19 protein-coding genes are annotated in these 21,599 nt (G+C 68.3%); 13 read left to right on the top strand and 6 right to left on the bottom strand.

All coding sequences use genetic code 11. The features are described from left to right. Positions 1–16: 16 nt before the first annotated feature. The gene (locus tag K7G19_RS05000) at positions 17–736 is read left to right on the top strand and encodes a GntR family transcriptional regulator (protein ID WP_226106096.1); all 720 of its coding nucleotides are present in this window, start codon (positions 17–19) and stop codon (positions 734–736) included. 121 nt (positions 737–857) lie between these two features. Here K7G19_RS05000 and K7G19_RS04995 read toward each other — a convergent pair whose 3' ends face one another. After that, the gene (locus tag K7G19_RS04995; RefSeq protein ID WP_150082509.1) at positions 858–1,772 is read right to left on the bottom strand and encodes a LysR substrate-binding domain-containing protein; all 915 of its coding nucleotides are present in this window, start codon (positions 1,770–1,772) and stop codon (positions 858–860) included. 217 nt (positions 1,773–1,989) lie between these two features. Between K7G19_RS04995 and K7G19_RS04990 the strand changes: the two genes are divergently transcribed. The 5 genes from K7G19_RS04990 (at position 1,990) to K7G19_RS04970 (ending at position 7,701) form a co-directional block, all read left to right on the top strand. Next, positions 1,990–3,003 (top strand): tripartite tricarboxylate transporter substrate binding protein, encoded by a 1,014-nt coding sequence (locus K7G19_RS04990; RefSeq protein WP_226106094.1) that lies wholly within the window; start codon positions 1,990–1,992, stop codon positions 3,001–3,003. Between the two features lie 112 nt (positions 3,004–3,115). Further along, positions 3,116–4,135, top strand: coding sequence for a DUF1338 domain-containing protein (locus K7G19_RS04985; RefSeq protein WP_226106092.1), 1,020 nt, complete (start codon positions 3,116–3,118; stop codon positions 4,133–4,135). Between the two features lie 10 nt (positions 4,136–4,145). Beyond that, a complete protein-coding gene (locus K7G19_RS04980; protein ID WP_226106090.1) occupies positions 4,146–5,573 on the top strand; it encodes an FAD-binding oxidoreductase in 1,428 nt (475 codons plus the stop codon). Positions 5,574–5,603: 30 nt separating this feature from the next. Then, positions 5,604–6,827, top strand: a complete 1,224-nt coding sequence (locus tag K7G19_RS04975; protein ID WP_226106089.1) for a PLP-dependent aminotransferase family protein — start codon at positions 5,604–5,606, stop codon at positions 6,825–6,827. Between the two features lie 124 nt (positions 6,828–6,951). Further along, on the top strand, positions 6,952–7,701 hold the full coding sequence (locus K7G19_RS04970; RefSeq protein ID WP_150082514.1) for a sulfite exporter TauE/SafE family protein: 750 nt from the start codon (positions 6,952–6,954) through the stop codon (positions 7,699–7,701). An 87-nt stretch (positions 7,702–7,788) separates the two neighbouring features. Here the strand turns inward: K7G19_RS04970 and sucD are convergent, their stop codons facing one another. Further along, positions 7,789–8,664, bottom strand: a complete 876-nt coding sequence (gene sucD, locus K7G19_RS04965) for a succinate--CoA ligase subunit alpha (RefSeq protein ID WP_149316238.1) — start codon at positions 8,662–8,664, stop codon at positions 7,789–7,791. Position 8,665: 1 nt separating this feature from the next. Beyond that, positions 8,666–9,874: an ADP-forming succinate--CoA ligase subunit beta gene (gene sucC / locus K7G19_RS04960; protein ID WP_226106088.1), complete on the bottom strand. Its 1,209-nt coding sequence runs from the start codon at positions 9,872–9,874 to the stop codon at positions 8,666–8,668. A 429-nt stretch (positions 9,875–10,303) separates the two neighbouring features. On the opposite strand from sucC, the gene K7G19_RS04955 reads away from it, so the two are divergent. The 5 genes from K7G19_RS04955 to K7G19_RS04935 all read left to right on the top strand — a co-directional run bounded on the left by K7G19_RS04955 (position 10,304) and on the right by K7G19_RS04935 (position 17,030). Further along, positions 10,304–12,058 (top strand): thiamine pyrophosphate-binding protein, encoded by a 1,755-nt coding sequence (locus K7G19_RS04955; RefSeq protein ID WP_226106087.1) that lies wholly within the window; start codon positions 10,304–10,306, stop codon positions 12,056–12,058. 217 nt (positions 12,059–12,275) lie between these two features. Beyond that, complete coding sequence (gene frc, locus K7G19_RS04950; RefSeq protein ID WP_149316235.1) at positions 12,276–13,505, top strand: formyl-CoA transferase; 1,230 nt, start codon at positions 12,276–12,278, stop codon at positions 13,503–13,505. A gap of 79 nt (positions 13,506–13,584) precedes the next feature. Next, positions 13,585–15,714 carry an acetate--CoA ligase family protein gene (locus K7G19_RS04945; protein WP_226106086.1) on the top strand — a complete coding sequence of 710 codons (2,130 nt, stop codon included), beginning with the start codon at positions 13,585–13,587 and terminating at the stop codon, positions 15,712–15,714. A gap of 228 nt (positions 15,715–15,942) precedes the next feature. Further along, on the top strand, positions 15,943–16,716 hold the full coding sequence (locus tag K7G19_RS04940) for a fumarylacetoacetate hydrolase family protein (protein WP_226106085.1): 774 nt from the start codon (positions 15,943–15,945) through the stop codon (positions 16,714–16,716). 47 nt (positions 16,717–16,763) lie between these two features. After that, positions 16,764–17,030 carry a hypothetical protein gene (locus K7G19_RS04935; protein WP_149316232.1) on the top strand — a complete coding sequence of 89 codons (267 nt, stop codon included), beginning with the start codon at positions 16,764–16,766 and terminating at the stop codon, positions 17,028–17,030. Between the two features lie 94 nt (positions 17,031–17,124). Here K7G19_RS04935 and K7G19_RS04930 read toward each other — a convergent pair whose 3' ends face one another. Together K7G19_RS04930 and K7G19_RS04925 are read right to left on the bottom strand one after the other, a co-directional pair. Beyond that, positions 17,125–17,448, bottom strand: coding sequence for a LysR family transcriptional regulator (locus K7G19_RS04930; RefSeq protein WP_187829068.1), 324 nt, complete (start codon positions 17,446–17,448; stop codon positions 17,125–17,127). Between the two features lie 168 nt (positions 17,449–17,616). Then, on the bottom strand, positions 17,617–18,570 hold the full coding sequence (locus K7G19_RS04925; protein WP_149316231.1) for a LysR family transcriptional regulator: 954 nt from the start codon (positions 18,568–18,570) through the stop codon (positions 17,617–17,619). A gap of 424 nt (positions 18,571–18,994) precedes the next feature. Between K7G19_RS04925 and K7G19_RS04920 the strand changes: the two genes are divergently transcribed. After that, positions 18,995–19,903, top strand: coding sequence for a LysR family transcriptional regulator (locus K7G19_RS04920; protein ID WP_226106084.1), 909 nt, complete (start codon positions 18,995–18,997; stop codon positions 19,901–19,903). A 129-nt stretch (positions 19,904–20,032) separates the two neighbouring features. Then, positions 20,033–20,245 carry a hypothetical protein gene (locus tag K7G19_RS04915; protein ID WP_149316229.1) on the top strand — a complete coding sequence of 71 codons (213 nt, stop codon included), beginning with the start codon at positions 20,033–20,035 and terminating at the stop codon, positions 20,243–20,245. 194 nt (positions 20,246–20,439) lie between these two features. On the opposite strand, the gene K7G19_RS04910 is transcribed toward K7G19_RS04915, so the two are convergent. Continuing rightward, positions 20,440–21,594, bottom strand: a complete 1,155-nt coding sequence (locus K7G19_RS04910; RefSeq protein ID WP_226106083.1) for an acyl-CoA dehydrogenase family protein — start codon at positions 21,592–21,594, stop codon at positions 20,440–20,442. Between the last annotated feature and the right edge of the window lie 5 nt (positions 21,595–21,599).

Genomic DNA, 21,599 nt, shown 5'->3' with positions numbered 1-21,599 from the left:
GCAACGTCAAGCCGAGATGTCTTCCGCCACTGCCTCAGATGCGCCTCCCCCGGGCCTGGCGCTGTCCCTGCAGCCGATCAACGCCGGCGCCAGCCTGCGCGACCAGGCCTACGCGATGCTGCGGCAGGCGATCGCCGATGCCGACATCTACCAGTCGCGCGAGGAGATCCGGCTCGACGAGCGCGTCCTGAGCGAAGCGCTCGGCGTCAGCCGCACGCCGATCCGCGAGGCGATGACGCTGCTGGAGCAGGAAGGCTTCCTGCGCACGGTGCCGCGCCGCGGCATCTACATCATGCGCAAGACCAAGCGCGAGATCGTCGAGATGATCCAGATGTGGGCCGCGCTGGAGAGCATGGCCGCGCGCCTGGCGACGCTGCATGCGACCGACGAGGAAATCTCCCGGCTGCGGCATATGTTCGACAACTTCCGCGATACCACGCCGGCCGAGCATATCCAGGAATACTCGGACGCCAATATCGCGTTCCATCAGGCGATCGTGCAGCTGTCGAAGTCGCAGATCATCATGGACACGATCAAGAACATCTTCATCCACGTCCGTGCGATCCGGAAGATGACGATCTCGCAGAGCGACCGCGCCGCGCGCTCGATCGTCGACCATCTGCGCATCATCGAGGCGCTGGAAAAACGCGATACCGAACTGGCCGAACGGCTGGTGCGCCAGCACTCGCTGGACCTGGCCGACTACGTCGAGAAGAACTGCGATTTTCTCGACTGACGACAGTCCCGCGGCACGCGCCGCAAGCATCGAAGGCCGGTTCGCCGGCCTTTTTTCATGTCGCCGCCCGAATCATGTCTCCGCGGCATGCTGGCCCCGCCGCATCATGGCCGCACCAGCATCACGCCCGCGCCTGCGTCTCCCGCACGAATTCCGAGGCCGACTCCAGCAGCCATTCCCGCAACCGCGACATCGCGTCGCTGACCGGCTGCATTTCGGGATAGACGAGGTAGTACCCGCCCGATGACGGCATCGCCAGCGGCACCGGCATCACCAGCTCGCCTTCCTCCAGATAGCGCTCGACCAGGAAGCGCGGCACCAGCCCGATGCCCAGCTTCGCGCGCGCGGCGGCGATCACCATGCTGTGGTGGTCGTAGCGCGTGCCGCGCATCGCATTGACGTCCTCGACGCCTGCGAGGCGCATCCATTGTTCCCACTCGAACTGGCGCGTCGACAGATGCAAAAGCTCCGCCCCGGCGATATCGGCCGGGCGGATGCGCTTGCGGCCGCCGAAGTAGTCGGGATGGCAGACCGGCACCGACTCCTCGGGAAACAGCGGGTCGGCGCGCGCTCCCGGATAGTGCGGCTCGCCGAAGTGGATGGCGGCGTCGAAATCCGTTCCGTCGAACAGGAACACGTCCGAGCGCGCGGTCAGGTTCAGCACCACCTGCGGATGGCGCGCGTAGAAGTCGGGCAGCCGCGGAATCAGCCATTCGACCGCCAGCGTCGGCAGGCAGGCGAGCTCGACGATGCCGCCGCTGCCCTCGTGCGCCATGATGTCCAGCGTATCGCGCTGCAGCTTGCGCAGCGTTTCGCGGACCTGCCGGCTGTACAGCGTGCCGGCCGGCGTCAGCGTCAGCCGCTGGTTGACGCGATGGAACAGCTGCACGCCGAGCTGGCTTTCCAGCGTGGCGATCTGCCGCGACACCGCGCTCTCGGTGACGTAGAGATCGGCCGCCGCGCGGCGCAGGTTCAGATGCGAGGCGGCGGCCTCGAAGGCGCGAAGACTGGACAGGCTGGGGACGCGAAAAGCCATTGGCGCGATGGGGTGGAACGTGGTTGCGAAGTGGGCAGGACGTGGGCGGGGCGTAGGTGCGACGTGGCCCGCAAAGTTGATGCGTTTTTCTCATCAACCCCGGCAAATTTCTCGCTTGAGCACCGTTCGGGGATGAGAAAGAATCGGCGCCGTAGCAAATACCAAAGCCAATACCAACACCAATACCAACACAGCAAGAGCCCCCGGAGGAGACCGCATGACAAAGATGAACCCGTCCCGCATTCCTGCTGCCATCGCTGCCGCCATCGCGGCCGTCGCGCTGGCCGTGCCGATGACCTCAGCCGTAGCGCAGACGCAGGATTTTCCGAACAAGGCGGTCCGCATCGTCGTGCCGTACCCGCCGGGCGGGACGACCGATATGGTAACCCGGCTGATCGGCGATCAATTGTCGAAGGTCTGGGGCCAGCCGGTCATCGTCGACAACCGTCCCGGTGCCGGCGGCATCGTCGGCACCAGCCTGGCGGCGAAGGCGCCGTCCGACGGCTATACGCTGCTGATGGGCTCGGTCGGCGAGTTCGCCATCAATCCGACGCTGTACCGCAAGCTGGCCTACGACGTCGCCGATTTCGCGCCGGTGTCGCTGGTCGCCCGCGTGCCGAACGTGCTGGTGATGTCGCCCGCGTTCGCCGAGCGCTCCAGGGTGATGTCGCTGCCCGATTTCGTCGCCTATGTGAAGGCCAATCCGAAGAAGGTCAACATGGCCTCGGCCGGCAACGGTACCTCGACCCATCTGGCCGGCGAGCTGTTCCAGCGCATGACCCACACCGAGATGAGCCACGTGCCCTACAAGGGCAGCAGCCCGGCGATCTCGGACATGATGGCCGGCAATGTCGACGTGATGTTCGACAACCTGCCCGCCTCGCTCGAATTCATTCGCGCCGGCAAGCTCAAGCCGCTGGCGGTGACCTCGGCGCAGCGCTCGCCGGCGCTGCAGGATGTGCCGACGGTGGCCGCAGCCGGTCCGGTGCCGGGCTTCGACGCGACGCCGTGGTTCGGCCTGTTCGCGCCGAAGGGGGTGCCGCCGGCGGTGGCCGAGAAGATCAGCAAGGACCTGGCGGTCGCGCTGAATGACGCGAAGATCCTCGGCCGCATGCGCAATATCGGCGCCGAACCGGCCTTCAACACGCCCACCCAGTTCGCCGAGCTGGTCAAGCGCGACCGCGAGAAGTGGGGCGAGGTCGTCAGGCAGTCCGGCGCGACCATCGATTGATTTCCGTCGGCGGCGGCCTGCATGGCGGGCCGCCGTTCTTTTCGCAGGCCGGTGCCGCCGCGCCCGCGATCCGTTTTCCCAAGCCATCGTCTTCATTGTCTTCAGAGTCTCCATGTCCAACCACATCCTCTCTCTGGTGTCCGCCTGCGTGGGCGCGACCAAGGCCGCCAAGCTGCTGTCGCTGATCGAAACGCCCGCGGGCCTGCCCGCCGGTGCCGCCGGCCAGCCCAGCCGTGCCGAAATCGCGCACGCGCTGAACGTGGTGCTGTTCGACGGCATCCTGACGCGCGTGCCGACCGGCCGCGAGTACACCGAGGATGTCGCCGCCGCCGGCGGCAAGGTCAACTTCGACCATGGCGCGCTGCGCACGGTGGCGTGGCAGGCCAATGGCCAGCTGCCTCCTGGGGAGGCGGCCTTCACGCGCTTCCTGCGGCCGCTGGGCTATCGCCTGAATGGCACCTATCCGCTCGACCGCATCGGCATGACCGGCCGCTCCTATGCGCATGAAGACGCGCCGGACGGCATCGCGCAGTTCTTCGTCAGCGAATTCCACCCCGAGCGCTTCAGCGCCGAGCTGCAGGCCGCGGTGACCCGCGTGGTGTCGACCTCGGTCGATCCGCTGCGTCCGGACACGGTGGCGCTGCTGTGGAAGCTCGACCGCGACCGCACGCTGCCGCAGGACGAGGCCATCCACGTGATCTGCAACCTCACCGCCTGCTTCGAGCGCCATCACGACACGCCGCGGCTGGAGGACTACCAGCGCATCCTGCAGGAATCGGCCGAGATGGCGTGGATCGCCACCGAGGGCAATGCCTTCAACCACGCGACCGACCGCGTCGAGGACGTGTTCGCGCTGAGCGACCAGCAGCGCGCGCTCGGCCGGCCGATCAAGGAAAAGGTCGAGGTGTCGGGCAGCGGCCGCGTCAAGCAGACCGCGTTCCGCGCCGATCCGGTGATGCGCGAGTTCGTCGGCGCCGCCGGCGAGATCGTGATGCGCGAGGTGCCGGGTTCGTTCTACGAGTTCATCACGCGCGACCGCTATGCCGATGGCGGCAGCCAGAACAAGCTGGACCTGGGCTTCGACGCCTCCAACGCGCAGGGCATCTTCAAGATGACCGCGGCCACGGTCTGAGGCCGCGCAGATGTCGTCCAGCAAGGAGCTGATCGGGTTTCTGTCGCAGGCCCATCCGGACCTCGACGTGCTGACCGATGCGACCGACCGCGCCGGCTACGAGACCGGCGCGCGCTACGGCGCCGGCACCGCCGCGGCGGTGGTGCGGCCGGCCACGCGCGAGCAGGTGCAGGCCGTGGTGGCCGCCGCGCAGCGCTTCGGCGTGCGGCTGGTCGTGCAGGGCGCGAACACCGGCCTGGTCGGTGCGTCGACGCCCGATGCGGGCGGCGAGCAGATCGTGCTGAGCACCGCGCGCCTGAAGGGCGCCATCGCGGTCGACCCGCTGAACCAGTCGGTGACCGTCGGTGCCGGCGTGCTGCTCAGCGAGCTCAATACCCGGCTCGCGCAGGACGGCCTGTTCTTCCCGGTGGACCTGGGCGCCGACCCGACCATCGGCGGCATGATCGCCGCCAATACCGGCGGCGCGCGGCTGCTCAAGTACGGCGACGTCCGGCAGAACCTGCTGGGGGTCGAGGCGGTGCTGGCCGAGCCGGCCGGCGAACTGCTGGACCTGAACCGGGCGCTGCGCAAGAACAATGTCGGCTTTGATTTCAAGCAGCTGTTCGTCGGCACCGGCGGTGCCTTCGGCGTGGTCACCGCGGCGACGCTGCGGGTCTATCCGCTGCCGGCGCAGACCGCCACCGCGCTGCTGGTGCCCACCGGCGTGGCCGAGCTCGAGGCGCTGCTGCTGGCGCTGAACGCGGAGCTGGGCGATTTCCTGTCGTCGTGCGAGGGCATCTCGCGCGAAGCGGCGCAGGCCGTGGTGCGCCACCTGGACGATGTCGAGGACCCCTTCGCCGAGATGGAAGGGGCCGACTACGCGATGCTGGTCGAGCTGTCGTCGACGATGCCGAGCCGCGCCGGCGGGCTCGATCTCGAGGCGCTGCTGATGGACTTCCTGGAGCGCCACTACGGCACGCTGATCGGCAACGCGGTGGTCGGCAAGCCCGAGGCGCTCTGGCGCCTGCGCCATTCGATCACCGAGTCGATCCGCAACGAAGGCAAGATCATCGCGCTGGACCTGTCGGTGCCGCGCTCGCGCTTCCCGGCGTTCCGCGCAGAGGCGCGCGCGCTGATCGCCGCGCGCTATCCGTGGCTGCGCATCTACGACTTCGGCCATCTCGGCGACGGCGGCGTTCACCTGAACATGGTCTGGCCGCTGCAGGACGCGCCGGCCTACGACGAGGCGGTGGCGAGCGAGGTCCGTGCCGAGCTGTACCGGCTGACGGTCGAGCGTTTCGACGGCAGCTTCAGCGCGGAACACGGCATCGGCCCGTACAACGAACGCTTCTATCGCGATTTCACCGCGGACGCCGTGCTCGGCCATGTCGGCGCGATGCAGTCGCGGCTCGATCCGCGCCGCACGCTGAGCCGCCTGTGGCTCGGCAAGGGCGAATGACGGGCCCGGACGAATGACCAGACCGGACCAATGACAAGCACGGACGCCACCATGTTCCCCTTTGCCTCGGCCTTCCAGCAGCCGGTCGGCTCGCCGATCCGCGAGCTGTTCCCCTACCTGTCCCGCCCGGGCATGATCTCGTTCGCCGGCGGCTACCCGGCCGCCTCGACCTTCGATACCGCGGCGATCGGCCAGTGCATGGCCGAGGCGCTGGCCAGCCATCCGGCCGAATGCCTGCAATACGGCGCCACCGAAGGCGTGCCGGCGCTGCGCGAGGCGCTGAGCCGGCAGATGGGGCAGGCCGGCGCGCCGACGCCCGCCGAACGGATCCTGGTGACCTCGGGCTCGCAACAGGGCTTCGACTTCCTGGTGCGCGCCTTCGTCGAGCCCGGCGTGCCGGTGATCGTCGAGGCGCCGACCTATCCGGCCGCGATCCAGGCGCTGCGCCTGGCCGGTGCCCGGCTGGTGCCGGTGCGGGCCGATGCCGAAGGGATCGATACCGTCGCGCTGGACCAATGCCTGCGCGACTGCGCGCCGGCCGAGCGCCCGCGCCTGATCTATCTGGTGCCGACCTTCGCCAATCCGACCGGCGCGACGTTGTCGCTTCGGCGGCGTCAGGAGGTGCTGCGGCTCGCCGCGCAATACGAGCTGCTGGTGATCGAGGACGATCCGTACGGCTGCCTCGCCTTCGACGGCGCGCCGCCCGCGACGCTGCTGTCGATGGCAAACGGCGAGCCCGCACTGCGCGACCGCATCATCTACCTGGGCAGCCTGTCGAAGACCGTGGCCCCCGGCCTGCGGATCGGCTGGATGGCCGCGCATCCCGACGTGGTGCGGCGCGCGGTGCTGGCCAAGCAGGCCTCGGACCTGTGCACGCCGCCGTGGATCCAGCGCGCGATGGCCGCCTATCTGGACGCCGGCCATCTGCGCGGACAGATCGCGCGCATCGTCGCGGTCTACCGCGACAAGCGCGACGCCATGGTGTCGGCGCTCGATCGCGAGCTCGGCGGCCGCGTCGACTATGCGCGGCCTGGCGGTGGCATGTTCGTCTGGGCCTCGCTGCCCGAGGGCGTCGATTCCGCCGCACTGCTGCGCGAGGCGATCGAGGAAAACGTGCTGTTCGTCCCCGGCAAGGCCTTCCACGTGGCAACCGGGCAGCCATCACCGGCGCTGCGGCTGTCGTTCGCGACGCCGTCGGTGGCCGAAATCGAAGAGGGCGTACGGCGCCTCGCGCGCGCGTTGGCGAGGGTCTGACGGGCCCGGGCGGCGGCATTCCCCGGTAATATCGCGGGGCTTCGGGCTTGCCCGTCATCCTGTCCTTGATCGCCTTGCCCGCCGCCTTGCCCGCCGCCCTCCCGACAGCCTTCCCGACCGCCCGATGGAATATCTGATCATCGCCCTTGGCGCCGCCCTGGCGGGATTCGTGCAGGGGCTGTCGGGCTTTGCCTTCGGCATGGTGGCGATGTCGCTGTGGGCATGGACGCTGGAACCGCGCATGGCCGCGGTGCTGACGGTGTTCGGCTCGCTGACCGGGCAATTGATCGCCGCGGTGCGCGTGCGGCGCGGCTTCGATGTCGCGGCGCTGGCGCCTTTCATTGCCGGCGGGCTGGCCGGCATTCCGCTCGGCATGCTGCTGCTGCCGTATCTCGACATGGCCTCGTTCAAGACCGCGATCGGCGCCTTCCTGGTGCTATGGTGCCCGGCCATGCTGATGGCGCGGCGGCTGCCGCCGCTGCGCTGGGGCGGCCGCAGCGGCGATGCCGGCGCCGGCCTGATCGGCGGCGTGATGAGCGCGATCGGCGGGTTCAGCGGCACCGTGCCGACGCTGTGGTGCACCTTGCGCGGCTATCAGAAGGACCGGCAGCGCGCCATCATCCAGAACTTCAACCTGACCATCCTGGCCGTGACGATGGCGGTCTACCTGATCGCGGGCAACGTCACCGTCGAGATGCTGCCCCGGTTCGCGGTGGTCGCGCCCGCGATGCTGATTCCCACGCTGATCGGCGCAAAGGTCTATCACCGCATCGACGAGGCGCGTTTCCGCGCGATCGTGCTGACGCTGCTGACGGTGTCGGGCGTGATGATGCTGGCATCGGGTTTGCCGACGGTGCTCGGCCGCATCGGCTGACGACGGCGATCCTGCGAGTGTGGTGGGCCTGTAGCACGGCCGCCGCCGCGGCATCGCGCAACGGCGGCGGCGCGACACGCTACGGTGCTACACCCCCAGCGCTTTCGCCATCGTCTGCCCCAGTTCGGCCGGCGAGCGCGACACGTGGATGCCGGCCGCGCGCATCGCCTCGATCTTGGCATCGGCGGTACCGCTGCCGCCCGAGATGATGGCGCCGGCATGGCCCATGCGCCGGCCCGGCGGCGCGGTGGTGCCGGCGATAAAGCCGACCACCGGCTTGTCGCTGCCGCTGTCGCGCAGGAACTGCGCGGCTTCCTCCTCCGCCGAACCGCCGATCTCGCCGATCATGATGATGCCCTCGGTGTCGTCGTCCTCGAGGAACAGCCGCAGGCAATCGATGAAGTTGGTGCCGTTGACGGGATCGCCGCCGATGCCGATGCAGGTCGACTGCCCCAGGCCGGCCGCGCTGGTCTGCGCCACCGCTTCATAGGTCAGCGTGCCGGAGCGCGACACCACGCCGATCCTGCCGGGCCGATGGATATGGCCGGGCATGATGCCGATCTTGCATTGCCCCGGCGTGATCACGCCCGGACAGTTCGGACCGACCAGGCGCGTGCGCGAGCCAGCCAGCGCGCGCTTGACGCGCACCATGTCCAGCACCGGGATGCCCTCGGTGATGCAGACCACCAGCTCGAGGCCGGCGTCGACCGCTTCGAGGATCGCGTCGGCCGCGAAGGGCGGCGGCACGTAGATCACGGAGGCCTGCGCGCCGGTGCGCTCGGCCGCCTCGGCGACGGTGTCGAACACTGGCAGGCCGAGGTGGGTCTCGCCGCCTTTGCCGGGCGTCACGCCGCCGACCATCCTGGTGCCGTAGGCCAGCGCCTGTTCGGTATGGAAGCTGCCCTGCGCGCCGGTCAGGCCCTGGCACAGCACCCTGGTGTTGTTGTCGATCAGCACGGCCATCTCAATGTCCTCCCCGCTTGGTGTTCCTCGTGGCCGCGACGACCTTGGTCGCGGCGTCGGCGAGGTCGTCCGCCGAGACGATCGGCAATCCCGAATCCCGCAGGATGGCCTTGCCCAGTTCGACGTTGGTGCCTTCGAGCCGCACCACCAGCGGCACGGTCAGGTCGACCTCGCGCGCGGCCGCGACCACGCCCTCGGCGATCACGTCGCAGCGCATGATGCCGCCGAAGATATTGACGAGAATCCCTTCGACATTGCGGTCGGCCAGGATCAGACGGAACGCCGTCGCCACGCGCTCGCGCGTCGCGCCGCCGCCGACGTCGAGGAAGTTGGCCGGCTTGCCGCCATGCAGCTGGATGATGTCCATCGTCGCCATCGCCAGGCCGGCGCCATTGACCATGCAGCCGATATTGCCGTCGAGCTTGACGTAGTTCAGCGCATGGCGCGCGGCCTCGGTCTCGGCCGGGTCTTCCTCGGCCTCGTCGCGCATCGCCTCGATATCGGGATGGCGGAACAGCGCGTTGTCGTCGAAGTTGAACTTGGCGTCCAGCGCCATCACGTGGCCGCTGTGCGTGACCACCAGCGGATTGATCTCGACGATCGAGGCGTCCAGCTCGGTGAAGGCGCGATAGGCCGCCAGGAACAGCCGCGTGGCCTCGCCGATCTGCTTGCCGCGCAGGCCGAGCCCGAAGGCCAGGCGCCGCGCGTGGAAGGGCTGGATGCCGGTGGCCGGATCGATCGCCAGCTTCAGGATCTTCTCCGGCGTGTGCGCGGCCACCTCCTCGATGTCCATGCCGCCTTCGGTCGATGCCATCAGCGTGATGCGCGAGGTTGCGCGGTCGATCAGCATGCCGAAATAGAGCTCGCGCGCGATGTCGCAGCCTTCCTCGACATAGAGGCGCCGCACCTCGCGGCCGGCCGCGCCGGTCTGCTTCGTGACCAGCACCGCGCCGAGTATCTTGCCGGCTTCCTCGCGCACCGCCTCGAGCGAACGCGCCACGCGCACGCCGCCCTTGCCGCCGGGATCGTTCTGGAAGCGTCCGGCGCCGCGGCCGCCGGCATGGATCTGCGATTTGACGACCCAGAGCGGGCCCCCGAGCGTGCGCGCCGCGTTGGCTGCCTCGTCCGGCGTGAACGCAACCGCGCCCCGCGGCACGGCGACGTCGTAGCGCCGCAGCAGCTCCTTGGCCTGATATTCGTGAATGTTCACTGTCTCCTCACTGGTTTGGATACGTCGTTGTGGTGGCTGACAGGAGGGGGCGGCATTGCGCCGGAAGCCTGCGTGGATATGGTATGTAATATATCAATGCGCAACAAGGCGAATTATTGGCCGGCAGCGGTACACGATCACGATCGCCTCGGAATTGATGCGCGCCGCCACTAAGCGCAAGCGTTTATAGGAGTTGGCCGAATTTATCGGCATGAAAACGACTGTTTTGCTGCGATGCGTCGTCGAAATTCAGCGCCTCTCCCACATTTTCTCCTTGCCGACCTTTGATATATCACATACGGTATGTCATCAAGATCGCCTGAAACGATCGATTCGCGTCGCAAGCCGGCAGCCCTGCCGAAAGAAGAAGGTGAAGCGGTGCGTGCCCATGCAAACGGCCCGCCCGGAGTCCAACGAGGAGACCAACACATGTCTGCAGTCGTATCGCTGCGGCCGGAATCGACGACGGCCGATGACACCCTGAAGCAGAAGAGCCGGGATGCCGGCATCGTGTCGGGCGGCCATCTGGTCGCGCGGGCGCTGAAGAACGAAGGGGTCGATACCATCTTCACGCTCTGCGGCGGCCATATCATCGACATCTACGATGGCTGCGTCGACGAGGGGATCCGCATTATCGACGTGCGTCACGAACAGGTCGCCGCGCATGCGGCCGACGGCTATGCGCGCCAGACCGGCAAGCTCGGCTGCGTGGTGACCACCGCCGGTCCGGGCTGCACCAATGCCGTCACCGGCATCGCCACCGCCTTCCGCTCCGAAAGCCCGGTGCTGCATATCGGCGGGCAGGGCGCGCTGACCCAGCACAAGATGGGCTCGCTGCAGGATCTGCCGCACGTCGACATGATGGCGCCGATCACCAAGTTCGCCGCCACCGTGCCGAGCACCGAGCGCGTCGCCGACATGATCTCGATGGCCGCGCGCGAATGCTTCAACGGCGCGCCCGGGCCCGCCTATCTGGAGATTCCGCGCGACGTGCTGGACCGCGAGGTCGACGTCGCCCGCGCGGTGGTGCCGCGCCCCGGCCACTATCGCGCCTCGACGAAGTCGATCGGCGATCCGCGCGACATCGAGAAGCTCGCCGACATCCTGGTCAATGCCGAGCGTCCGGCCATCCTGTTCGGCCAGCAGGTGTGGACCGCGCGCGGTCATGAGGAAGCGATCGCGCTGCTGCGCGGGCTCGATATCCCGGGCTATTTCAATGGCGCGAGCCGCGGGCTGCTGCCGCCGGGCGATCCGCATCACTTCGACCGTACCCGCTCGCAGGCCTTCGCCAATGCAGACGTGCTGGTGATCGTCGGCACGCCGTTCGACTTCCGCATGGGCTACGGCAAGCGCATCAGCAAGGAGCTGACGCTGGTGCAGATCGACATGGACTACCGCACCGTCGGCAAGAATCGCGAGATCGACCTGGGGCTGGTCGGCGATCCCGGCGCGATCCTCGGCGCGGTGCTGCAGGCCGCCAGCGGCCGCATCAAGCAGGACAAGCGCCAGGCGCGCCGCAAGTGGATGGCGGACCTGACCGAGGCCGAAGGCGTGGCCACGCAGAAGCTGATGCCGCTGTTCCTGTCCGACAGCACGCCGATCCATCCGTATCGCGTCGCCCATGAGCTGAACGCCTTCCTCGGCGAGGACACCATCTATATCGGCGACGGCGGCGACGTGGTCACGATCTCCGCGCAGGCGGTGCGGCCGCGCAATCCGGGCCAGTGGATGGACCCGGGCGCGCTCGGCTCGCTCGGCGTCGGCACCGGCTTTGCCATCGCGGCGGGCCTGGCCAATCCGGGCAAGGAGGTGCTGTGCTACTACGGCGACGGCTCCTTCGGCATGACGGCCTTCGACATGGAGAGCGCCAACCGCTTCGGCGTGCCGTATCTGGCCGTGATCGGCAACAACTCGGCGATGAACCAGATCCGCTACGGGCAGCTGGCCAAGTACGGCGAGTCGCGCGGCAACGTCGGCAACCTGCTGTCCGACGTGCCGTTCAGCCAGTTCGCGCAGATGCTGGGCGGCTACGGCGAGGAGGTGCGCGATCCCGCGCAGATCGCCGGCGCGCTGCAGCGCGGGCGGGAATCGATCGCGCGCACCGGCAAGTCCGCGGTGATCAATATCTGGGTCGATCCGCGCGAATACGCCCCGGGCACCAAGAACCAGACCATGTACAAGTAGCCGGCTGCCGGCTGCCGGCTGCCGGCTGCCGGCGGACCGGCGGCGCGCTCGCGGCGCGCGGCACCGGATGCGCAGGCCCCTGCAAGGCCCGCGCATCCGGCGGGCGGCGCACGCCCTCGCGCGCGCCAGCACGCCGTGGCACGCCCCCGTGCACCGACCGCGCCGGCCGGCTCCCGTGCAACCCACGATCACACCATAGAGGCGAGGAGACGACGCCATGAGCAAGGCATTGGAAGGAGTACGCATCCTGGACATGACGCACGTGCAGGCGGGGCCGTCGGCCACGCAGCTGATGGCGTGGCTGGGAGCGGACGTGATCAAGGTCGAACTGCCCGGCCGGGGCGACATTACGCGCAGCCAGCTGCGCGATGTGCCCAACGCGGACAGCCTCTATTTCACGATGCTGAACTCCAACAAGCGCAGCCTGACGCTGAACATGAAGACGCCGGAAGGCAAGGCGTTGCTGGAGGACCTGGTCGAGCGCTGCGACGTGCTGGTCGAGAACTTCGGCCCGGGCGTGCTCGATCGCGCGGGCTTCGACTGGGACCGGCTGCGCGCGCTCAATCCGCGCCTGATCTACGCCTCGATCAAGGGCTTCGGCCCCGGCCCGTACGCCGACTGCAAGGCCTACGAGAACGTGGCGCAGTGCATGGGCGGCTCCGCCTCGACCACCGGCTTCGAGGAAGGGCCGCCGACCGTGACCGGGGCGCAGATCGGCGATTCGGGCACCGGCGTGCATTGCGTGATCGGCATCTTGGCCGCGCTGCTGCAGCGCGAGCACACCGGCAAGGGCCAGCGCGTCGAGGTGGCGATGCAGGACGCCGTGCTGAACCTGTGCCGCGTCAAGCTGCGCGACCAGCAGCGCCTGGCGGCCGGCGCGCTGCGCGAATACCCGAACAAGGAATTCGGCGACTACGTGCCGCGCGCGGGCAACGCCTCGGGCGGCGGGCAGCCGGGCGCGGCGCTGCGCTGCGCGCCGGGCGGGGCCAACGACTACGTCTACGTGATCGTGCAACCGCAGGGCTGGGAACCGCTGATGCGGCTGTGCGGGCGCGAGGACCTGATCTCGCATCCGCAATTCGCCACGCCCGAGGCGCGCCTCAAATGCCTGCCCGAATGCTTCTCGATCATCGAGAAATGGACGCGCACGCGCACCAAGTTCGAGGTCATGGAAGCGCTCAACGAGGTCGATGTGCCGTGCGGCCCGATCCTGTCGATGAAGGACCTGATCGAGGACCGCTCGCTGTACGAGCGCGGCTATCTGGTCGAGGTCGATCATCCGCAGCGCGGCCGCTACGTGCAGCTCGGCTGCCCGATCAACCTGTCGGAATCGCCGGTCCAGGTCGATCGCTCGCCGCTGCTGGGCGAGCACACCACCGAGATCCTCGAATGGCTGGGCCGCACGCCCGCGCAGATCGAGGCGCTGCGCGCGGCCGGCGCGGTCTGACGCCGCCTTGCCCCGGGCGGCCCGGCGCCGCCCTTCGTTCGCAAACTCCGCTGCAACCATGACCCGATGGAGGTCTGACATGGCGTATGACAAGGACGCGGTGCGCAATATTCTCGCCACCGCCAAGGAACAGGGACGCACCGCGCTGACCGCGCCCGAAGGCAAGCTGGTCTGCGATGCCTATGGCATTGCCGTGCCGGGCGAAGGGCTGGCGAAGTCCGCGGCCGAGGCGGTCGAGCTGGCCGGCCGCATCGGCTTTCCGGTGGTGATGAAGATCGTCTCCCCCGACATCCTGCACAAGACCGAGGCCGGCGGCGTGCTGGTCGGCCTGGACGACGCGCGCAAGGTCGAGCAGGGCTACCAGACCATCCTGGACAACGCGAAGCGCTACAACGCCAAGGCGGACATCGTCGGCGTGCAGGTGCAGAAGATGATCGGCGGCGGCCAGGAGGTCATCATCGGCGCGGTCACCGATCCGTCGTTCGGCAAGCTGGTGGCCTTCGGCCTCGGCGGCGTGCTGGTCGAGGTGCTCAAGGACATCACCTTCCGCATGGCGCCGGCGAGCGAGCAGGATGCGCTCGGCATGCTCGACGGCATTGCCGCCGCGCAGGTGCTCAAGGGCGTGCGCGGCGCCGAGCCGGTCGATCGCGCGGCGCTGGCCAGCATGATCCAGCGCGTGTCGCAGCTGGTGACCGACTTCCCCGAAATCGCCGAGCTGGACCTGAACCCGGTGTTCGCGAGCCCCAACGGCGCGATCGCGGCCGACGTGCGCATCGTGCTGGACCATGCGCCGCAGCCGCAGCGCTATCGCCCGACGCAGGAGCAGATCGTCGCGCAGATGAACCGCATCATGCGGCCCGACACGGTTGCGGTGATCGGCGCCTCGTCCGAGGACGGCAAGATCGGCAACTCGGTGATGAAGAACCTGATCAATGGCGGCTACCAGGGCAAGATCTATCCGATCCACCCGAAGGCCGAAGAGATCATGGGCATGACCGCGTACAAGAGCGTGCTCGACGTGCCCGGCGAGATCGACGTGGCGGTGTTCGCGATCCCCGCCAAGCTGGTGGCGCAGGCGCTGGAGGAGGTCGGCAGGAAGGGCATTCCCGGCGCCGTGCTGATTCCGTCGGGGTTTGCCGAGACCGGCAACGTCGAAGGGCAGGAGGAGATCGTCGCGATCGCGCGCAAGCACAACATCCGGCTGATGGGGCCGAACATCTACGGCTTCTACTACACGCCGAAGAATCTGTGCGCGACGTTTTGCACGCCTTATGACGTCAAGGGCAAGGCCGCGCTGTCCTCGCAGTCGGGCGGCATCGGCATGGCCATCATCGGCTTCTCGCGCTCGGCCAAGATGGGCGTATCGGCCATCGTTGGCCTGGGCAACAAGTCCGACATCGACGAAGACGATCTGCTGACCTTCTTCGAGCAGGACGACGAGACCGAGATCATCGCGCAGCATTGCGAGGACCTGAAGGACGGGCGCGCGTTCGCCGAGGCGGCGCGGCGCGTGTCGAAGGTCAAGCCGGTGGTGGTGCTCAAGGCCGGCCGCACCAGCCTGGGCGCGCGTGCCGCCAGCTCGCATACCGGTGCGCTGGCCGGCGACGACCGCATCTACGAGGACGTCTTCAAGCAATGCGGCGTGATTCGCGCCCGCTCGCTGCGCGACCTGCTCGAGTTCGCGCGCGGCATTCCGAAGCTGCCGACGCCGAAGGGCGAGAACGTGGTGATCATCACCGGCGCGGGCGGCTCGGGCGTGCTGCTGTCCGATGCCTGCGTCGACAACGGGCTGTCGCTGATGACGATGCCGGAGGATCTGGACGCGGCCTTCCGCAAGTTCATCCCGCCGTTCGGCGCGGCCGGCAATCCGGTCGACATCACCGGCGGCGAGCCGCCGACCACCTATCGGAACACGATCAAGCTGGGCCTGGAGGATCCGCGCATCCACGCGATCATCCTCGGCTACTGGCACACGATCATCACGCCGCCGATGGTGTTCGCCAAGCTGGTGGTCGAGGTCAAGGAGGAGATGGCGGCAAAGGGCATCGAGAAGCCGATCGTGGCGTCTCTGGCCGGCGACGTGCAGGTCGAGGAAGCGGCCGAGTACCTGTACCAGCATGGGGTGCCGGCCTACGCGTACTCGACCGAGATTCCGGTCGCGGTGCTCGGCGCGAAGTACAAGTGGGCGCGCGGCGCGGGCAAGATCTGAGCGCGTAGAAGGGAGAGGGCGGCGGCGTTGGGAGGCGCCGCTGGCCCTCTCCCTCGACCCCTCTGCCGCACGCGAGAGAGAGGGGCGCTCGGTACGCGGGCGACGACAGCGTTGCCGAGGCCCGCGGTTTTCTCCCCTCTCCCGCCTTGCGGGAGAGGGGCCGGCGGAGAGGGCACGTCCCCCCGACACTGCCCGCACTGAACATTTACCCGCGCCACGGGAGACCCCATGCAAACCTGGATTCGCTTCGACGCCGGCGATGGCCGGCCACGGATGGGCCGGCTCGACGGCGAGCGGGTATTCGAATACGACGGCCCGGGCTACGCCTCGCCGAACCCGACCGGCGTTTCGTTCCCGCGCAACGAGGTGCGGCTGCTTGCGCCCTGCGAGCCGTCCAAGATCGTCGCGCTGTGGAACAACTTCCGCGCGCTGGCCCAGAAGCTGGGCAAGCCCGAGCCCGCGCATCCGCTGTTCCTGATCAAGCCCGGCACCTCGCTGGCGGGCCCCGGCGACACCATCGCGCGGCCGGCCGGCTACGGCGGCAAGATCGTGTTCGAGGGCGAGCTCGGCATCGTGATCGGGCGTGTCTGCCGCGATGTGCCGGTGGCCGACGCGGCCGCGCATATCTTCGGCTATACGGTCGTCAACGACGTCACCGCGGCCGACCTGATCGCCGAGGACCCGAATTTCCCGCAGTGGTGCCGTGCCAAGGGCTTCGACACCTTCGGCTGCCTGGGCCCGGCCATCGTCACGGGCTTCGACTGGCGCGATGCCAGCGTGGTCACGCGGCTCGATGGGGCCGAGCGCCAGCGCTATCCGCTCGATGACATGATCTTCACGCCCGAGCAGGTGGTCAGCCGGCTGTCGCGCGACATGACGCTGATGCCGGGCGACGTGATCGCCTGCGGCACCTCGGTCGGCGTGGGCTCGATGAAGGCTGGCGCGGTCGTCGAAGTGCGCATCGAAGGCATCGGTGCGCTGATCAATCCGGTCGGCGGCTAGCCCGCGCGGCAACGCGCCGCCGGCCTCGCTCGCGATGGAGGCCTGCCATGACGGACCCGGAAGAACTGGCTTATCTGCTCGCCGGTGCGTCGATGCTGGCCGGCCTGATCGGCTACCGCCACGCCGGCGTGTTCGCGCTGCACGCCGGCTGTCTCGGCGGCCTGGGCGTGGCCATGTCGGCCGCCTGGCTGTCCGGCGGCCATGGTCCGTGGGTGGTGCTGGCGGGATTGGCGCTGGCCGCGGCGGCGGCAGCGGGGATCGCAATCGGCGCGCGGGCAGGTGTGCGCGGCGCGCGCTCGTCGGGGGCGAAGTAGGGGAGAAGCAAGCATGTCGTCCCCGTTCAGGCGGGGACCCAGTGGCTTTCGAAGACGCTGGGTTCCCGCCTGCGCTGGGACGACGTGACGGCGCTCAGCTCGCGCGCCGGCTCATCGCTTCCAGATACGCGTTCTTCTTTTCCAGGATCAGCTGGCTCAGGAACGGCGCGTCGTACGCCGTCAGCAGATGCGCGTGGTAGGTCTCGATGTAGTGCGCGATGCGGGTGCGCTCGCACTCGACCACGCCGCACAGCCAGCCATACATCGCCTCATCCCAGCGGAAGCGCAGCCCCAGCTCGACGAAGGCCGAGTTGTAGGCGGCTAGCTGCTGCTGCACCGACGGCTGCTGCTGGTGCTGCTGTTGTACCGGGGCCGCGGCGGGAATCTCGTTCTGCCGTTCGATCTGCGCTTGTTCCATGGTCGCTCTCCTTTGCCGGTGCGGTGGGACATGCAGGCAGCATAGGGGCCGCGAACGATTAACAACAATTGAAGTTGATCGGCAAAACCATAAGCCATCGTTTATGGGTCGGACGATGCAAGCGCAAGGGCAGGGCCGGACCGGGCCTGGCGGGAGCCCGGGGCAGGATCAGGAGCGGACGGCGCCCTTGCCCCGAATCAGGCCGTCGACGGCGGTGATGCGATCGATCTGCGCCGCGCCTTCGCTCAGCAGGAAATGCTTGAACGCGAGCGCGACCGGCGGCAGCCGCTTGTTCTTGCGATGGACCACGTACCAGTTCAGCATCACCGGAAAGCCTTCCACGTCGAGTACCGCGAGATGGCCGGTGCGCAGTTCCAGCGCGACCGTGTGGGCGGACAGGAAGGCGATGCCCATATTGGCGATCACGGCCTGCTTGATGGTCTCGGTACTCTTGATCTCCATCGTGATGCGCAGGTTCTGCAGCCGCGCCGCGAAGCCTTCCTGCATCGAGTTCCAGGTGTCCGAGCCCTTCTCGCGGCAGATGAAGGCCTCGTCCGCCAGCGCGGACAGCGGCACGTTGCGCTTGCCGACCAGCGGATGATCCGGCGCGGCGACGATGACATAGGGGTGGGGCGCGAACGAATCGTTGACGGTGTCCATGCCCGCCGGCGGCCGCACCATCACCGCCAGGTCGGTCAGGTTGCCGGCGAGCTGGTGCAGCAGCTCCTCGCGGTTGTGCACCGCGAGGTTCAGCGTCACGCCGGGATGGCGCCGCATGAATTCGGCGATCACGCGGGGGAAGAAGTAATCGCCCGCGCTGATTACCGCGATATTGAGCCGGCCGCCCGCGATGCCGCTCAGTTGCGCCATCGCGTCCTCGGCCTCGCGGAACTGCTGGATGATGCTGCGGCTGTAGTGCAGCATCTCGGTGCCCGCGGGGGTCAGGTAGATCTTCTTGCCGAGCTGCTCGAACAGCGGCAGGCCCACGTGGTTCTCGAGCTGGCGGACCTGCGTGGAGACGGCGGGCTGGGTCAGGTGCAATTCCTCGGCCGCGCGCGAAAAGCTCAGGTGGCGTGCCACCGTTTCGAAGACCTTGAGCTGGCGCAGCGTGGCGTTTTTCATGGCGGCCTCGTTCGGTCGGCGTTGCGCGCGCTGCGGCGCTTGCTGCGGCGCGTGATCGGGATCGTTTTCGCTGCAGTGCATCGCGGCATCGCGGCATCGCGGCACCGCTGCACCGGTGCACGCGGTGGGCGTGGCGTGCGCCCGCCGCGGGATGGGCGTGTGTCTGTGGCGCGCGGTATGGTGCCGGCAGCGCCGTCCATCCATAGATGGTCGTCAATGATCTTAATAAAAAAGTTAAGGCGTCGTGGATAGTCGTTTGCACTAGCATCGAAGGACCCATCGGCGCTCGCGCAGCCTGCGTACCGCAGTCCCGCCGAACGACCGTGGCACATAAAAAAGCACAGCGCTGCCCCGCCGGCCCCACGCCGGCGGCACCGGCAGCGGCCGCAAGCCCACGAGGCATGCGGTGCACGAGGAGACCACGATGAATGTCTCGCTTCCGCAGTTGAAGGCCTTCGCCGCCGTCGCGCGGCATCGCAGTTTCACCCGTGCCGCCGCCGAGCTCGGACTGACGCAATCCGCCGTCAGCCGCAGCGTGCGCGAACTGGAAGAGGAAATCGACCTGCGCCTGTTCGACCGCACCACGCGCCAGGTCGAACTGACCGAGGCCGGCACGCTGCTGTCCGAACGCATCTGCCATCTGATCGACGAGGTCGAACAGACCTTGCACGAAACGCACTCCAGCGCGCGGCCGGCGCATGGGCGCGTGCAGCTGGCGGTAGGGCCGATGCTGTCATCCATGCTGGCGCCGGCGTGGCTGCAGGCCTGCCAGAGCGCGTGGCCCGACATCGATATCGTGCTGCGCGATGTCGCCCCCGAGGCGGCGCTGCATGCGGTGCGCGGCGGCGAGGTCGATTTCGCGGTGGTCAGCGACCCGGAGCCTTGCGCCGAACTGCAGTTCGAGCCGCTGTACGAGGAGACCTTCCATGCGGTGCTGCCGATCGGCCATCCGCTGGCCTCGCGCGAGGCGCTGGGCTGGGGCGACCTGAACGATGCGCAGCTGTTCGGGCTCGACCGCCAGTCCGGCATGCTGGCCGCCATCGAACGCGCCATGGCCGCCTATCACGTGCGGCCGCGGGTCTATCGGCCCCTGGGCCATTTCTGCGCGGTGCTGGGCATGGTGGCGCGGCGGCAAGGGCTTGGCGTCGTCCCATCGCGCGCCCGCGCCGCCGGCGTCCCGCCCGGCGTGGTGCTGCTGCCGCTGCGGCCGCATGCCGCCATGCAGGTTGTGCTGGTGCGCCGCAAGGGGCGGTCGCTGAAGCCGAACGCCGCCGCCATCTGGCGCGTCATCACCGAGCAGGAGGGCCCCGATGTGGCGCTGAAGACCGGCTGACCGCGGCCTGTGGCACAGGAGCGACAGAATAGGGGCGCTGTTTGATATATCACATACAGAATATTTACTTCTGGTGCGTTGCACCATATACTGGACATTCCTTGATTGATGTCTTATCGGAGTGTCCTGATGCAAACCACCCTGTTGACCCTGCTGTCGCTTGGCCTGTTCTCCCTCGGCGTGTCCGCCACCGTGCTGCTCGCCACCTGCCTGCCCGCGCCGACGCTGCTGCGCGCCCAGGCGCACGGCCGCTTCGCCGGCCTCGGTAGCGCCCCGCGCGATGATGGCGCCAGCGAGGACTCGCACAAGGCCGCCGGCCAATTCGTGCTGACCCATGCCTGAGGCGGTTCGCTGGCCGCGCGGGCCGCTCCGATCGCGGAGCGGGCGGCGTGGCCAGTGAATTCATTGTTCTTCTCCGTTACCCTTCCGCGCCTCCTTCCTCCCCCGGCACCCCGGCATCGCGGCGTGTTCGCGCCGTGTTCGCGCCGTACTCCCCGGAGTCAGCCGCCGCAGTCAGCCGCCGCAGTCAGACGCCGCTAATACTCGAGCAGCGCCTTGCCGATCGTGTTGCGCAGGATTTCCGATGCGCCGCCCGCGATCTCGTAGGCCTTGGCATCGCGCAGATAGCGGCCGTACGGCGAGTTCTCCATGACGCCATAGGCGCCGCAGATCTGGATCGACGTGCTCGCCACCTCGGTCGCCAGCGCGCTCGCCACCAGCTTGGCCTCGCTGGAGAGACGTGGCACGTCGCCGCCCGTGTCGAGTGCCTGCGCCGCGCGATAGGTCAGCAGCCGCGCCGCATCGATGCGCGCGACCATGTCCGCGAAGTACCACTGGATGCCTTGCTTGTCGAACACCGTGCTGTCGAACACCTTGCGCTGGCGGGCGTGCGCCAGCGACCGGTCGAAGGCCGCGCGCGCGATGCCCAGGCTGATGCCAGCCGCCATCGTCCGGGAGTAGTTCAGCGTGGTCACCGCCGCGCGCACGCCCTTGCCTTCGATGCCGATCAGGTGGTCCAGCGGCAGGCGGCAGCCGTCCAGCACCAGATTGACGTGCGGCCCGTTGCGCAGGCCGAAGGTCGCGGAATTCTCGCCGACGTAGGTCGACAGCCCCCTGGTATCGCCGGGCAAGGCAAACGCCGAGACGCCCTGTTCGGTCTCGGCCAGGATGATGAAGAACTCCGCGGCGGAACCGGAGGTGATGAACGACTTCTCGCCGTCGAGCACCCATTCGTCGCCGACCCGCTTCGCCTTGGTGTCCAGCGAGCGGATATCGCTGCCGTGGTTGGCCTCGGTCAGTGCGTAGGCGGAAATCAATCCCTGGGCAAAGCGGGGCAGGTAGCGCTGCTGCAGCGACGCATTGCCGAACAGGTGGAGGATCGTCTGCGCCTGCAGGATCGTGATCAGGCTGATCCCGACCGCCGCGCTGGCATACGAGGCTTCCTCGAACACGGCCAGCGCATGCAGATAACTGCCGCGTCCGCCGTACGCCGGCGGCAGGAAGATGCTGTTGTAGCCAGCGCGTGCCAGCGCGCGGATCTCCTCCACCGGATAGACATCGCGCGCGTCGATCGACGCCGCGTTCGGCTCGATGTGCTGCGCCACCAGCGCGCGCAGGTCGTCGAGAAAGTCCGGTTCGACCATGTCCTGCCACAGCGTCTTCCTGTTGTCGTTGCCGCCCGTCTGCTGCATCTGTG

The sequence above is a fragment of the Cupriavidus sp. DB3 genome, assembly GCF_020418465.1.
Taxonomy (GTDB): Bacteria; Pseudomonadota; Gammaproteobacteria; order Burkholderiales; family Burkholderiaceae; genus Cupriavidus; species Cupriavidus cauae.
The sequence above is the reverse complement of the archived record's forward strand: the minus strand, read 5'-3'. Positions and strand labels throughout refer to the sequence as shown.

Coding starts and splice junctions, on each gene's coding strand:
- K7G19_RS05000 (WP_226106096.1), top strand. CDS start 17: ATGTCTTCCGCCACTGCCTCAGATGCGCCTCCCCCGGGCCTGGCGCTG.
- K7G19_RS04995 (WP_150082509.1), bottom strand. CDS start 1,772: ATGGCTTTTCGCGTCCCCAGCCTGTCCAGTCTTCGCGCCTTCGAGGCC.
- K7G19_RS04990 (WP_226106094.1), top strand. CDS start 1,990: ATGACAAAGATGAACCCGTCCCGCATTCCTGCTGCCATCGCTGCCGCC.
- K7G19_RS04985 (WP_226106092.1), top strand. CDS start 3,116: ATGTCCAACCACATCCTCTCTCTGGTGTCCGCCTGCGTGGGCGCGACC.
- K7G19_RS04980 (WP_226106090.1), top strand. CDS start 4,146: ATGTCGTCCAGCAAGGAGCTGATCGGGTTTCTGTCGCAGGCCCATCCG.
- K7G19_RS04975 (WP_226106089.1), top strand. CDS start 5,604: ATGACAAGCACGGACGCCACCATGTTCCCCTTTGCCTCGGCCTTCCAG.
- K7G19_RS04970 (WP_150082514.1), top strand. CDS start 6,952: ATGGAATATCTGATCATCGCCCTTGGCGCCGCCCTGGCGGGATTCGTG.
- sucD (WP_149316238.1), bottom strand. CDS start 8,664: ATGGCCGTGCTGATCGACAACAACACCAGGGTGCTGTGCCAGGGCCTG.
- K7G19_RS04955 (WP_226106087.1), top strand. CDS start 10,304: ATGTCTGCAGTCGTATCGCTGCGGCCGGAATCGACGACGGCCGATGAC.
- frc (WP_149316235.1), top strand. CDS start 12,276: ATGAGCAAGGCATTGGAAGGAGTACGCATCCTGGACATGACGCACGTG.
- K7G19_RS04945 (WP_226106086.1), top strand. CDS start 13,585: ATGGCGTATGACAAGGACGCGGTGCGCAATATTCTCGCCACCGCCAAG.
- K7G19_RS04940 (WP_226106085.1), top strand. CDS start 15,943: ATGCAAACCTGGATTCGCTTCGACGCCGGCGATGGCCGGCCACGGATG.
- K7G19_RS04935 (WP_149316232.1), top strand. CDS start 16,764: ATGACGGACCCGGAAGAACTGGCTTATCTGCTCGCCGGTGCGTCGATG.
- K7G19_RS04930 (WP_187829068.1), bottom strand. CDS start 17,448: ATGGAACAAGCGCAGATCGAACGGCAGAACGAGATTCCCGCCGCGGCC.
- K7G19_RS04925 (WP_149316231.1), bottom strand. CDS start 18,570: ATGAAAAACGCCACGCTGCGCCAGCTCAAGGTCTTCGAAACGGTGGCA.
- K7G19_RS04920 (WP_226106084.1), top strand. CDS start 18,995: ATGAATGTCTCGCTTCCGCAGTTGAAGGCCTTCGCCGCCGTCGCGCGG.
- K7G19_RS04915 (WP_149316229.1), top strand. CDS start 20,033: ATGCAAACCACCCTGTTGACCCTGCTGTCGCTTGGCCTGTTCTCCCTC.
- K7G19_RS04910 (WP_226106083.1), bottom strand. CDS start 21,594: ATGCAGCAGACGGGCGGCAACGACAACAGGAAGACGCTGTGGCAGGAC.